12 protein-coding genes are annotated in these 12,988 nt (G+C 63.4%); all 12 read left to right on the top strand.

The features are described from left to right. The first annotated feature begins 47 nt into the window (after positions 1–47). The 12 genes from AAFP32_RS09070 to nusB all read left to right on the top strand — a co-directional run bounded on the left by AAFP32_RS09070 (position 48) and on the right by nusB (position 12,981). The gene (locus AAFP32_RS09070; RefSeq protein ID WP_350268858.1) at positions 48–1,718 is read left to right on the top strand and encodes a cation:proton antiporter family protein; all 1,671 of its coding nucleotides are present in this window, start codon (positions 48–50) and stop codon (positions 1,716–1,718) included. A 324-nt stretch (positions 1,719–2,042) separates the two neighbouring features. After that, positions 2,043–2,642 (top strand): 30S ribosomal protein S4, encoded by a 600-nt coding sequence (rpsD, locus tag AAFP32_RS09065; RefSeq protein WP_180957260.1) that lies wholly within the window; start codon positions 2,043–2,045, stop codon positions 2,640–2,642. Between the two features lie 175 nt (positions 2,643–2,817). After that, positions 2,818–5,472 (top strand): alanine--tRNA ligase, encoded by a 2,655-nt coding sequence (alaS, locus tag AAFP32_RS09060; RefSeq protein ID WP_350268857.1) that lies wholly within the window; start codon positions 2,818–2,820, stop codon positions 5,470–5,472. Next, positions 5,469–5,945 (top strand): Holliday junction resolvase RuvX, encoded by a 477-nt coding sequence (gene ruvX / locus AAFP32_RS09055; RefSeq protein WP_350268856.1) that lies wholly within the window; start codon positions 5,469–5,471, stop codon positions 5,943–5,945. Before alaS ends, ruvX begins: the two co-directional genes overlap by 4 nt. After that, the gene (gene mltG, locus AAFP32_RS09050; protein ID WP_350268855.1) at positions 5,942–7,084 is read left to right on the top strand and encodes an endolytic transglycosylase MltG; all 1,143 of its coding nucleotides are present in this window, start codon (positions 5,942–5,944) and stop codon (positions 7,082–7,084) included. The genes ruvX and mltG overlap by 4 nt, the downstream gene beginning before the upstream one ends. Beyond that, positions 7,081–8,037: a shikimate dehydrogenase gene (locus AAFP32_RS09045; protein ID WP_350268854.1), complete on the top strand. Its 957-nt coding sequence runs from the start codon at positions 7,081–7,083 to the stop codon at positions 8,035–8,037. Before mltG ends, AAFP32_RS09045 begins: the two co-directional genes overlap by 4 nt. A gap of 27 nt (positions 8,038–8,064) precedes the next feature. After that, complete coding sequence (locus AAFP32_RS09040) at positions 8,065–8,787, top strand: hypothetical protein (protein ID WP_350268853.1); 723 nt, start codon at positions 8,065–8,067, stop codon at positions 8,785–8,787. Between the two features lie 10 nt (positions 8,788–8,797). Continuing rightward, a complete protein-coding gene (gene aroC / locus AAFP32_RS09035) occupies positions 8,798–10,003 on the top strand; it encodes a chorismate synthase (RefSeq protein ID WP_350268852.1) in 1,206 nt (401 codons plus the stop codon). Continuing rightward, on the top strand, positions 10,000–10,623 hold the full coding sequence (locus AAFP32_RS09030; protein WP_350268851.1) for a shikimate kinase: 624 nt from the start codon (positions 10,000–10,002) through the stop codon (positions 10,621–10,623). Before aroC ends, AAFP32_RS09030 begins: the two co-directional genes overlap by 4 nt. 80 nt (positions 10,624–10,703) lie before the next feature. Further along, positions 10,704–11,819, top strand: a complete 1,116-nt coding sequence (gene aroB / locus AAFP32_RS09025) for a 3-dehydroquinate synthase (RefSeq protein WP_350268850.1) — start codon at positions 10,704–10,706, stop codon at positions 11,817–11,819. Positions 11,820–12,012: 193 nt separating this feature from the next. Continuing rightward, positions 12,013–12,573: an elongation factor P gene (gene efp, locus AAFP32_RS09020; protein ID WP_350268849.1), complete on the top strand. Its 561-nt coding sequence runs from the start codon at positions 12,013–12,015 to the stop codon at positions 12,571–12,573. Continuing rightward, positions 12,574–12,981 (top strand): transcription antitermination factor NusB, encoded by a 408-nt coding sequence (gene nusB / locus AAFP32_RS09015; protein WP_101641547.1) that lies wholly within the window; start codon positions 12,574–12,576, stop codon positions 12,979–12,981. Positions 12,982–12,988 lie beyond the last annotated feature (7 nt).

Here is a 12,988-nt window from a genome sequence, read left to right as displayed (position 1 = left end):
GCGCACCCTTTGAACTCTGGAACACGGTAGCTTTGTGCACAGGAAGAATGAGCGCCGCAGCCAGGGTCAGGAAGGCAGCGCCGGAAACGCTGAGGAGGTCCGACGTGCAGGACATCATCGTCACCATCGCGGTCGCACTCGTACTGGGCATGCTCGCCTATGAGCTGCGCATTCCTCCGCTCGTCGGCTTCCTCGGCGCCGGATTCCTGCTCCACGTCCTCGGCGCCCCTGCCTTTGAGGGCCTCGAGCAGGTCTCCGATCTGGGCGTGGTTCTTCTCCTCTTCACCATTGGGCTGAAATTCGACCTGCGATCTTTGCTCCAACCCGAGGCCTATGGCACTGCTGCCCTCCACATGCTCACGAGTGTCCTCGTCGGTGCAGGCACGATCGGGCTCTCGGCGGTCATCGGAATCGTCACTCTCGACGGTGGGTTGGGAACCATGGGACTGCTCGGCTTCGCGCTCTCATTCTCCTCCACAGTGCTTGTGGTCAAGGTGCTCGAAGAGCGCTCCGACGACGGTTCGTACTATGGTCAGATCGCCATCGCCATCCTCGTCTTCCAAGACCTCGCCGCGGTCGCGTTCATCACCGTCGCGGGGGAGGAGCCGCCGAGTCTCTGGGCGTTCGCGCTGGTCCTTCTGATTCCCGCGGCATGGGTGCTGCGGCGCATCCTCGATCGGGTCGGACGTGGCGAACTGCTCGTGCTCTTCGGCGTGGTCACAGCGCTGGGGCCCGGATACGTCGCTTTCGAATCCGTGGGCATCCACGGAGACCTCGGCGCCCTGGCGATGGGCCTGCTCTTCGCCACCCATCCCAGGTCCAATGAACTGTCCAAATCTCTGTTCAGCGTCAAGGAGCTCTTCCTCGTCGCATTCTTCGTCGTCATCGGCCTCCAGGCGGTGCCGACCTGGACCGACCTGGCTCTGGCTCTGATCCTGTGTGTGGTCCTCATCCCCTTCAATTTCCTCAGCTTCTACCTGTTGGGCCGCCTCTTCGGTCTGCGCAACCGCACGAGCATCCGCACCAGCCTGGCTTTGAGCAACTTCTCCGAATTCGCGCTCATCGTCGTCGCAGTCGGCGTGGGCAACGGTGTATTCGCGCACAACTGGTTGACTGTCACCGCTCTGGCCGTCGCCATCAGCATGATCATCTCCTCGTTGGCCAATGCCTACAGCCTTCAGGTCGTGGCCCGCCTCGACGAGATCCTGCCGGAGGAGAACGAAGCCCGACTGCGGCCCACAGACCGTCCGATCGACACTGGTGACGCCGAGGTGGTGGTGCTGGGCATGGGACGCATCGGTCGCGGAGCCTACGAGCGTCTGGTCAACCGAGGAGGCCTGAGCGTCATCGGCATCGACAACGACCATCTCTTGGTGGGGGAACTGAAGAGGGAGAAGTTCAACGTCCTCGAGGGCGACGCCACAGATCACGAATTCTGGCACCGCCTGGTGGTCGGCGGCACCGCGCGTACAGTCATCCTGGCCATGGCGATCCACGATTCGAACACCTTCGCCCTCGAACAGCTGCGGATCGCGGGGTTCGACGGCACCATCGCCGCAGTCGTGCAGCGCCAGGACCAGGCCAGCCATTTCACCGATGCGGGTGTTCATTCCGTCGTCAACATCTACGGCGGTTCGGGTGCCGCTGTCGCCGACGCGGCAATGCGTCCGCCGACGGGCAGGGGACCCGGCAGCGATGCTGATCACACGGGCGGCTGACCTGTGACCCGGCATTGGGAGTGGCCCTCTGCGTGCTGCCATGAGACGGCTGCCGAATTGCTCTGGGGCGATGATCTTCCCAGCACGAATCTGCTCGCCGAGCCCGCGGGGCTCGCGTTGCGCCCGGCCGCCGGCTTCCGCTAAGATAGGTTGCTGTTGTGCCTGCACGCTAAAGGCGGTCGGTGCGAGCGGATCTCGACGCTCAATCCCTCTTTCCCATCCAGGGAAACAACCGTGTCGACTAGGGCGAGAACCCATGGCCGGTCGAGACACACCATATTGATGAAAGGTAATACTGTGCCAGCACCAGCACGTAACCGCCGGATGACGCGCGTCTCGCGCGCCCTCGGCATGCCGCTGACTCCGAAGGCGGAGAAGTACTTCGAGCGTCGCCCGTATCCTCCAGGCGAGCACGGCCGTGCACGTCGTCGCAATGACAGCGACTACTCGGTCCGCCTCAAGGAGAAGCAGCGTCTTCGCGCCCAGTACGGCATCCGCGAAGCTCAGATGCTCAAGATCTACAAGGAGTCCAGCCGTCTCTCCGGTCTGACCGGTGAGACCATGGTCGAGCTCCTCGAAATGCGTCTCGACGCACTGGTGCTGCGTTCGGGCTTTGCCCGGACCATCGCCCAGGCGCGTCAGTTCGTCGTGCACCGTCACATCACCGTTGACGGCCAGCGCGTCGATCGTCCTTCATTCCGCGTGAAGGAAGGACAGACCATCCAGGTCCACACCAGGAGTGCGTCGATGGATCCGTTCCAGGTCGCCGCAGCCGGTGGACACAAGGATGTTCTCCCTGCAGTCCCGGGTTACCTCAACGTCAACCTCGAAGGTCTGCAGACCACCCTGCTTCGTCGCCCTAAGCGCGAAGAGGTTCCTGTGACCGTCGACGTTCAGCTGGTCGTCGAGCACTACTCGCGCTGATCACCCCAGCGGGATCGCACGGCATCAACTGCCCGGAACGTCGAGTTCCGGGCAGTTGTGCATTCACCCGCGGGTCGGCGGCGCGCAGCGTCGGCACCTCGCATAATGTGGATGAGCCACTAAACTAATCACTGATGAGTGCAAGAGTGCACACGCAACATGTGAAAGGCCTTGGATGAAGACGGCAGAGATCAAACAGCGCTGGTTGGACTACTTCGAAGCGAATGGGCACGCAGTCGTCCCCTCAGCGTCGGTGATCAGCTCCGATCCATCGATCCTGTTCAACATCGCGGGAATGGTGCAGTTCATCCCGTATCTCACCGGTCGGGAGCCTGCCCCGTTCAATCGCGCTACGAGCGTGCAGAAGTGTGTGCGCACCGGCGACATCGAAGAGGTCGGCAAGACCACCCGCCACGGCACCTTCTTCCAGATGAATGGCAACTTCTCCTTCGGCGACTACTTCAAGCGCGAAGCCATCCGCTTTGCCTGGGGTCTGCTGACGAACTCCGTGGACGACGGCGGGCTCGGCTTCGACAAGAACCTCCTGTGGGCAACGGTCCATGAGGACGACATCGAGACCATCGACCTGTGGCTGCAGGAGACCTCGATTCCACGTGAGCGCATTCAGCCGCGGGACAACGAAGACAACTTCTGGCACACCGGACAGCCTGGCCCCGGAGGCTACTGCTCCGAGATCTACTTCGACCGTGGCCCGGACTACGGCATCGAAGGCGGGCCCGTGGCCGATGAGGACCGCTACATCGAGATCTGGAACCTCGTGTTCATGGAATTCGAACTCAGCGAGGTCCGCTCCAAGGTCGACTTCGACATCGCCGGCGACCTCCCCGCGAAGAACATCGACACAGGCATGGGCCTCGAACGTGTCGCCTTCCTGCTCCAGGGTGTCGAGAACATGTACGAAATCGACGAAGTCTTCCCCGTCATCGAAGCCGCCAGCCGGCTCTCGGGTCACCGCTACGGTGCCGATCACGAGGCCGACGTGCAGATGCGCGTCGTGGCCGACCACGTGCGCTCCTCGCTCATCATCATCGGCGACGGTGTGCGTCCCGGCAACGAAGGCCGCGGCTACATCCTCCGTCGCCTCCTGCGCCGGGCTGTGCGTGCGATGCGCCTCCTCGGCGTGACCAGCGAGGTCCTGCCTGAACTGCTGCCGGTGTCGATGGAATCGATGAAACTCTCCTATCCGGAGCTGGAGACCGACTTCGATCGCATCTCTCGCATCGCCTATGCCGAGGAGAAGGCCTTCCTGCGGACCCTGGAGTCCGGCACGCAGCTGTTCCAGAACGCTGCCGCCTCGCTGCCCGAGTCTGACAAGACCATCAGCGGAGACGTTGCGTTCGCACTGCACGACACCCATGGATTCCCCATCGACCTGACGCTTGAGATGGCTTCCGAACAGGGCGTCCACGTCGACGAGGAGGGTTTCCGTGCCCTCATGAGTGAGCAGCGGACCCGTGCGAAGGCCGATGCGAAGGCGAAGAAGGGCGGCGGACATGCCGACCTCTCTGCCTACTCGGCTCTGCTTGAAGACGGTGCCTCCGAATTCGTCGGCTACGACAGGCTCGAAGCTGACTCCCGGGTGCGCGGAATCGTCGTCGACGGGCTCGCCCAGGAAGTCCTGACACCGGGTCAGACCGCCGACCTCATCCTCGATCTGACTCCGTTCTACGCCGAGGCGGGCGGACAGCGCGCCGATATCGGGCTGATCAAGGGACATGGATTCAGTGCTCGTGTCCTCGACGTGCAGAATCCCATCAAGGGACTCCCCGCACACAGGGTGGAAGTCATCGACGGTGAGATCCGCGTCGGGGCTGAGGTCCTGGCCGTCGTCGACCACGACCACCGGTTCCAGGGTTCGCAGGCGCACACCGCCACACACCTCGTCCACGCCGCTCTGCGTGAGATCCTCGGCACTCACGCTGTCCAGGCCGGCTCGATGAACCAGCCAGGCTACATGCGCTTCGACTATTCGTTCCCCGAAGCCCCGAGCCCGCAGATGCGGGCCGAGATCGAAGACGTCGCCAACCTCGCCGTTCGCTCGAACTATGAGGTCGGCACCGAGTTCCTGCCGTTCGAGGACGCCAGGAAGTCCGGTGCGATGGCGCTCTTCGGCGAGAAATACCCGAACATCGTGCGCGTCGTCGACATCGGCGGACCCTTCTCCCGAGAACTCTGCGGCGGCACCCACGTCGGTGCCTCGTCCGAGGTGGGGCCGATCTCCGTGCTCTCCGAAGCCTCCGTGGGCTCAGGCGTACGCCGCATCGAGGCTGCAGTCGGAATGGATGCCTTCCGTTCACTGGCCGCGGAACGCAGCATCGTCTCCTCGTTGTCAGACATGCTCAAGGTACCGGGAACCGATGTGCGCGAACGCGTCGGGGATCTGATGAGCAAGCTCAAGGACGCGGAGAAGGAGATCGCCCGTCTGAACTCCCAGCAGCTCTTAGCCTCGGCCGGAAAGTTCCTCGACAACGCCGAAACCGTGGGATCAACCCTGTTCGTCGTCGCCGAACTCGGCGAGGTCTCAAACCCAGGAGACATCCGTACAGTCGTCACCGACCTGCGCGGCCGAGTCTCCGAACGCTCCGCCGTGGTCCTGGGCATTGGGACCAGCAATGGAAAACCCGTCGTCGTGGTCGCCACGACTGCCTCGTCACGCGACGAGGGGCACCAGGCCGGCAAACTTGTCTCCCTGGCCTGCGGTGAACTCGGCGGTGGTGGAGGGGGCAAACCCGACCTCGCTCAGGGCGGCGGCAGCGATGTCTCTGCGATCCCCTCTGCCATCGCAGCGGTCAAGGCAGCTCTCCAGTGAGTTTTCGCCGAGGCCGACGTGTGGGCCTCGACATCGGCTCGGTGCGTATCGGGGTCGCCAGCAGCGACCCTGATGGCATCCTCGCCACGCCGCTGACCGTGGTCCGGCGGACCGACGAACCCGCTGCGCTGAGGGCACTGCGGGAGATCATCGACGAATACGAACCGATCGAACTGCTCATCGGCGACCCGAAATCCCTCGATGGAGCGGCCCGGGCAGCGGCGGCCACCGCGCTTGAGTTCGCCAGGCGGATCAGCGTCGCCACGTCGACACCCATCCGTCTCGTCGATGAGCGCTTCACCACGGTCGAAGCCCACCACGCTCTGGCAGCTGCAGGGAAGAACTCGCGTCAACGCCGTGAGATCGTCGATGCCCAGGCCGCCGTGATCATTTTGCAGAATGCCCTCGAATTCGAACACAACACCGGTGAGCCAGCCGGTCGAGGCATGCCCGACGAAGAGAGTGAGCAATGAGCCCGTTCCCAGGCGAGTTCTCGGAGGACGAAGGGCTGTCGCGGTCCGATCTCAAAGCAAAGAAGCACCGACGGATGCTGCGCAGGCGGCGGACGACGGCCATCGTCGTCATCTGCGTGCTCGTCTTCGGCATCGGCGGGTTCTTCGGCGTCAGAGCCGCAAGCGGAGTCTTTCAAGACCTGTTCGGTCCCAAAGGCGACTACGACGGCGCCGGCACCAGCGAGGTCTCGGTTGAGATCCCGCCGGGAGCCTCGGCCCGCTCCGTGGCCAACCAGCTCGTCGAAGCCGGGGTGATCATGAACTCCGAACCGTTCCTCGACGAGGTCGAACGTCGCGATGTCACGATTCAGGCCGGACCGATCATCCTGCGCGAGAAGATGAGCTCTAAGGCTGCGGTGGAAGCGATCGTCAATCCGATCAAACCTCCCACGATCACGATCGCCGAGGGCCGCAAGATCGATCAGATCAAATCCGCGATGGTCGAGTCGGGAATGAAGGCCGAAGCGGTCGACAAAGCCATCGATGACAAGACTCCCAAAGACTACGGCCTCGACGTTGATGCCCCCTGCCTCGAAGGGTATCTGTATCCGGCGACCTACGACCTTAACAAAGACAAGACCGCCGAGGACGTCGTGTCCAAGATGGTCGCCAAGACGAAGCTGGAGATTGAGAACGCTGGCATCGATCTCGAAGACGCAAATCGAATCATGACCCTGGCAAGCTTGGTCGAAATCGAATCACCCGGTGACGAAAAGGTTCGGAAGAAGGTGGCACGGGTCTTCCTCAACCGCATTTCAGAGGATTCGAGGACCGGCAAACTGCTCCAATCCGATGCGACAGTGGCCTATATCCACGGTGCCCGCAGCGACCTGACGACGACGAAGAAGGAACGCGAGTCCGACAGCCCGTACAACACGTACAAGAAGAAGGGGTTGCCCCCGGGGCCGATCAATTCGCCCAGTTCCGGAGCCGTCGACGCCGCGCTCAACCCGTCCAAGGGCGATTGGCAGTTCTTCGTGGCCACGAACCCGGACACTGGGGAAACCAAGTTCGCCAAAACCTACGACGAGCATCAGAAGAACGTCAAGATCTACCGGAAATGGCTCAAGGAGCACGAAGAGGACAGCGGCGACAAATGACGATCTCGGCTGCGGTGCTCGGTCGCCCGATCGCCCATTCCAAGTCGCCGCTGCTTCATCGTGCGGCGTTCCAGGCTCTGGGCCTCGACGGCAGCGACTACGCCAGCTTCGACCTCGGCGCCGAAGACCTCGAATCCTTTCTCGCAGCTCACAGAGGCCAGATCGGGTTCTCATTGACGATGCCGTTGAAGGAACGGCTCGTTCAGCTCGCGCTCACCCACGGGTGGGAGGTCGATGACACGGCCGGGCTGACCGGAGTGGCGAACACGCTGGTTCGCAACGATGGGGTGACGTCGGTGGCCAACACTGACGTGCAGGGAATCGTGCGCGCGTTGACCCCAGGACTCAACACCTGTCGAGAAGCAGCTGTCACCGCTGCGATACCGACCACGGTCGGTGGTCTCGGTGCGGCTGCAGGTGTGAGCAACGTCGACAGCAACGGTGCTGACAGGGCGACCATCCTCGGTGCCGGGGCGACCGCTGCCTCGGCGCTGCTGGCCTGCCGTGAACTGGGCATCACCACGGTCGAGTTCCTCGTGCGAAATCCTGATCGGGCCCACCGGGTCCTCGAACTCAGCCAGCAGCTCGGGGTCTCGGCGAACACCGCACCGCTGAGACTGATCGCACCCTCCGGCCTCGTCATCTCGACCCTCCCCGCCGAGGCTGTCCCCGAGCTGCAATGGTCCCCTGACTTCTGCAGCGGAGTGGCCCTCGACGTCGCCTATGCAGCCGAGTCCAGCTTCCTTCGTCAAGCCGAATCACATGGACTCATCCCAGTCGAAGGCACGGTGATGCTCGTCGAACAGGCCGTGGCACAGTCGGAGATGTTCATCGCCGCGGCCGAAGGACCAGATGCCGAGGCCAGCCCCACACAGCATGCAGATCGTCGTGCTGTGATCACGGCGGCCATGTACCGCGCGCTCGAGGACCAAGCGGGACCGGCAGGCGACTGACAAGAAGGACGGGAAAGGCGGGCGAGGGTGGACATCGGAGTTCTCCACGGGTGGCCGATCGCTGCCACGGCCGTCATCAGCGCTGGTGTCGGCATTCTCCTGGCCCGCTGCCCGACTTGGTGGTTAGCCGATGATGGGCACGCCGCCGTGCTTGCGAAAGCTCGCCTTTTCCGCCCCCTGCCCTTAGCGATCCTCGGCGTCGTCCTCGCAGTTGCGGCCGCCCTGCTCTTCCCCGACACCGGCGCCGCGCCCGGGTTCGGGTCCATGGACCGACTTCTCCTGGCACTGAGCCTGGGTGCGGCCGCTGCAGCGACACCGTTCCTCGTTGTCGTCGACATCGTCGTCCATCGGCTGCCGGATCGAATCGTGTATCCGCTCATCGGTCTCGAACTGCTCGCTCTCGTTCTCGGTCAACTGCTGGGGGAGTCCCCGATCTGGGGCCTCGGCCTCATCGCCGGTGGTACCGGAGTTCTGTTCTTCGGTGCCCTGTACCTGATCGGACTAGTGATGCACGCGCGCACAATGGGCCTCGGCGACGTCAAACTCGCCTTCATCGTGTTCTGCGTGCCCACTCTGTTCTCTGCCTGGGCACCGGCGCTCGTCTTCATCATCATGATGCTCATCGCCGGAACCGCAGCCCTCGCGACCGCCGCTGCGAAACGCAGTCTGAGCGCGACGACGATCGCATTCGGGCCCGCAATGTTATCCGGAATGTGGTTCGGGTCGGTACTTGCGCCAAACCTTTTGTAGAATCGGTTGAATGTTGAGATGGCTGACTGCAGGCGAATCCCACGGCGAAGCACTGACTGGGATCATTGAGGGGCTTCCCGCCCACGTTCCTATCGCCAGGGAAGACATCCGCGCGAGCTTGGCTCGACGCAGATTGGGCTACGGCCGTGGAGCACGGATGAAGTTCGAAGCCGACGAGGTTCGCCTCCTCGGTGGAGTCCGACACGGTCAGACACTGGGTTCACCGGTGGCGGTTGAAGTCGGGAACACGGAATGGCCCAAATGGGAGACCGTGATGAGTGCCGACCCGATCGACGAGGAGGAACTCGCCGGTCAGGCACGAAACGCTCCGCTGACCCGGCCGCGGCCGGGCCACGCCGATATCGTCGGCATGCAGAAGTACGCATTCGACGAGGCACGACCGATTCTCGAACGCGCCTCTGCGCGAGAAACGGCTATGCGTGTGGCCCTGGGCACCATCGCCGCGAACTTCCTTCGTGAGCTCGGCATCACCCTCGTCTCCCACACCGTGGCGATCGGGACCGCCGAAGATGTCGCCGACTCCGCGACGGGGCCCTCCCTGCCACTGGCATCCGACGTGGACGCACTCGACGCTGATGCCGTGCGCTGCTTCGACCCCGCCCTCTCGGCGCGCATGGTCGAGCAGATCGATGCGGCGAAGAAGGCCGGTGACACGCTCGGGGGAGTCGTCGAGGTCCTCGCCTACGATCTGCCGCCTGGGCTGGGTTCGCATGTCCACTGGGACCGCCGGCTCGACTCCCGACTCGCCGGAGCCCTGATGGGCATTCAGGCGATCAAGGGCGTCGAGGTCGGAGATGGCTTCCTCACCACGAAGCGCCCCGGATCGGCAGCTCACGACGAGCTCGCCGTGGGTGATGATGGGATCCGGCGCGTGAGCAATCGCGCCGGCGGCACCGAAGGCGGAATGTCGACGGGCGGTCCGCTGCGAGTTCGGGCAGGTATGAAGCCCATCGCCACTGTTCCCCGCGCTCTGGCGACCGTCGACGTCGCCACCGGTGATCCTGCCAAGGCCAACCACCAGCGCTCCGACGTGTGCGCGGTTCCGGCCTCCGGCGTCGTCGCCGAAGCGATGGTTGCTCTTGTCCTCGCCGAGGCAGTGGTGGAGAAGTTCGGCGGAGACTCCGTAGCCGAGACCAAACGGAACTTGGATGCCTACGTGGCCGCCATTCCGGAGAACCTCCGCATCGGCCAATGACACAGCGCCCGCACCCGAAACCGGTTCCACCGCTGGAACCGGTCCCGGCCTCGCAGTCACGCATCGTTCTGACCGGGCCGCCTGCCGCCGGCAAATCCACGATCGGCCGCCTTCTGGCTGATCGACTCGATCTGCCGCTCATCGACACGGATGCGAACATCGTCGACAAGTACGGCGTCATCGCAGAGATCTTCGTCGAACGCGGTGAGGACCATTTCCGTCGGATCGAACGGGAGGTCGTCCGGCGTGCCCTGCGGCGTCTGCTCGACCGCCCAGGCATCGTGTCCCTGGGCGGGGGCGCGATCCTCAATCCGGGCACACGTGCCCAGCTGGGTCATCCCGCGATCAAGGTCGTACACATCGACATCGACGTCGACACCGTCATGACGCGGCTGAACTCCCCGCACAGACCGTTGCTGCGCGGTGCAGGAACCCCGATGGAGAACTGGTTGGCGCTCGTGAACGAGCGCGAACCCCTCTATGATCAGGTCGCCACATTCCGAGTCCACGCCTCGAATTCGCATCCGTCGACCATCGTCAACCGCGTCGTCGACGTCCTCACCGGCCTGCAGCGAGCCGAGGAGTATGCCAAGTACTCGGGCCGCGATCCGGAGAGTTAGGCTTGAGGTCGCATCAGGTTCGTAAGTTCAGCCACCGCGGCCATGACATGCCCGGAGGCAGCAAAGGGGAAAGTGCACGAATGAGTCTCACACGCATCAACGTCGAAGCCGGCGGGAACTATCCGGTTCTCGTGGGGCAAGGTCTCCTGGGCGAACTTCCCGAGCTCCTCGGTCCCCGCGTCGAAAAGGTGCTCGTCATCCATCCTCGGGCTCTGCGGACGACGGGGGAGACGGTCCGCGATGACCTGCGCGCAACTGGTCTCGATGCGATTGTGGCTGAGATCCCCGATGCCGAGGAAGCCAAACATGTGCAGGTCGCCGCGTTCTGCTGGCAGGTCCTCGGTCAGAGTGACTTCACCCGCACCGACGCCATCATCACAGTCGGTGGAGGTGCCGTCTCCGATCTCGGCGGCTTCGTCGCCGCAACCTGGCTGCGCGGAATCTCCGTCATCCACATTCCCACCACGGTCCTCGGAATGGTCGATGCGGCCATCGGAGGCAAGACCGGCATCAACACCGCTGAGGGCAAGAACCTCGTCGGGTCCTTCCACGCGCCCTCGGGTGTCCTCGTCGACCTCGACACCCTGCAGACGCTGCCGGAGAACGAGCTCTTCACCGGCCTCGCCGAGGTGGTCAAGACCGGCTTCATCGCCGATCCCACGATCCTGGATCTGGTGAGCAGGCATTCGAAGGCTGAGATCGCCGAGGTGGACGGTCCCGTCCTGCGCGAGCTCATCGAACGCGCCATAACCGTCAAGGCCGAGGTCGTCGCCGATGACTTCAAGGAATCCGGACGCCGCGAGATCCTCAACTACGGCCACACACTGGCTCACGCCATCGAGCACAAAGAGCGCTACCAGTGGCGCCACGGCGCTGCGGTGTCCGTGGGAATGGTCTTCGCCGCCGAGGTGGCGGCGATGGTCAAGAGTCTCTCTCCGGAGATCGTCGACCTCCATCGTGAGTTGCTGTCCAAGCTGGGTCTGCCCATCGCCTACCGTGCCGATGTCTGGCCGCAGCTGCTGGAGACGATGAAGCGAGACAAGAAGACACGCGGCTCCATGCTGCGGATGGTGCTTCTCAGCGAGGTGGGCGCACCCGCGACTGTGGAGATCCCGGATGTCTCGATTCTCCACACGGCCTACCAGGAAATCGGTGAGGACTCACCCCGGGTCATGCTCGGTACAGGCCTGGGCTGAGCGGCGCGGCTGAGGAGCTTGGGCGCAGCGACGCGGGCCGAAGGTCTGGTCGCTTGGAAGGTGGGCGACAGGCCTGAGATGGCAGCCCCTGCAGGAGCTTGCTAGAATTGCTGTTTGGCGAAACTGCCAGATAATGCCAGACGCACAGAATCACCTCGCGGTGGCCAAGACTGACACGAAGAAGGACGGATTAGTGGCTTCAACCAACGACCTGAAGAACGGCCTTGTGCTCAATATCGACAAGCAGTTGTGGCAGGTGCTGGAATTCCAGCACGTCAAGCCTGGCAAGGGTCCGGCATTCGTCCGCACCAAGCTCAAGAACGTCATCTCCGGCAAGATCATCGACAAGACCTTCAATGCCGGCACCAAGGTCGAGACAGCCAATGTCGACCGTCGCGATATGCAGTACCTCTATCATGACGGCACCGACTACGTCTTCATGGACGCCGAGGACTACGACCAGGTCAGCGTCTCGCCCGACCTCGTCGGCGACGCCGCAAACTACATGCTCGAGAACCAGAACCTGCAGATCTCCTTCCACGAGGGCACCGCGCTCTCCGTGGAACTGCCACCTTCAGTCGAGCTGCTGATCACCCACACCGAACCAGGGCTGCAGGGCGACCGTTCGACCGGTGGATCCAAGTCTGCAACGCTGGAAACCGGCTATGACATCCAGGTGCCGCTGTTCCTCGAAGAGGGCACCAAGGTCAAGGTCGATACCCGCAATGGCGACTACCTGGGTCGCGTCAAGTAAGTGTCAGCACGAACGCGGGCCCGCCGTCGGGCCCTGGAACTGATGTTCGAGGCAGGACAGCGTCGCCTCGACACTGATCAGGTCGTGACCATGCGGTCCAACGACCCCGACTATCCGATGAAGGCCTACGCGGTGGAGATCGTCGAAGGAATCACCGGTCATCGTGTCGAGATCGACGAGATCATCGCCACCTACGCGGAGGGTTGGACCCTGGAGCGGATGCCGGCCGTCGACCTGGCGCTGCTCCAGATCGGAACCTGGGAGATCCTCTTCAACGATGAGGTGCCCGACAAGGCCGCAATCGACGAAGCAGTCTCCTTGGCTAAGCAGTTCTCAACGGATGACTCACCAGGCTTCATCTCAGGCCTGCTCTCACGCGTTCTGGACGTCAAGCCGACCTTGATCTGAGTCCGCG

This window comes from Brevibacterium sp. CBA3109, from assembly GCF_040256645.1.
Lineage (GTDB): Bacteria > Actinomycetota > Actinomycetes > Actinomycetales > Brevibacteriaceae > Brevibacterium > Brevibacterium koreense.
The sequence above is the reverse complement of the archived record's forward strand: the minus strand, read 5'-3'. Positions and strand labels throughout refer to the sequence as shown.

Bases quoted from the DNA above. Each gene is read 5' to 3' on its own strand.
- aroB (WP_350268850.1), top strand. From the start codon at position 10,704: ATGAGTCTCACACGCATCAACGTCGAAGCCGGCGGGAACTATCCGGTT.
- rpsD (WP_180957260.1), top strand. From the start codon at position 2,043: ATGACGCGCGTCTCGCGCGCCCTCGGCATGCCGCTGACTCCGAAGGCG.
- AAFP32_RS09030 (WP_350268851.1), top strand. From the start codon at position 10,000: ATGACACAGCGCCCGCACCCGAAACCGGTTCCACCGCTGGAACCGGTC.
- AAFP32_RS09045 (WP_350268854.1), top strand. From the start codon at position 7,081: ATGACGATCTCGGCTGCGGTGCTCGGTCGCCCGATCGCCCATTCCAAG.
- AAFP32_RS09070 (WP_350268858.1), top strand. From the start codon at position 48: ATGAGCGCCGCAGCCAGGGTCAGGAAGGCAGCGCCGGAAACGCTGAGG.
- alaS (WP_350268857.1), top strand. From the start codon at position 2,818: ATGAAGACGGCAGAGATCAAACAGCGCTGGTTGGACTACTTCGAAGCG.
- aroC (WP_350268852.1), top strand. From the start codon at position 8,798: ATGTTGAGATGGCTGACTGCAGGCGAATCCCACGGCGAAGCACTGACT.
- mltG (WP_350268855.1), top strand. From the start codon at position 5,942: ATGAGCCCGTTCCCAGGCGAGTTCTCGGAGGACGAAGGGCTGTCGCGG.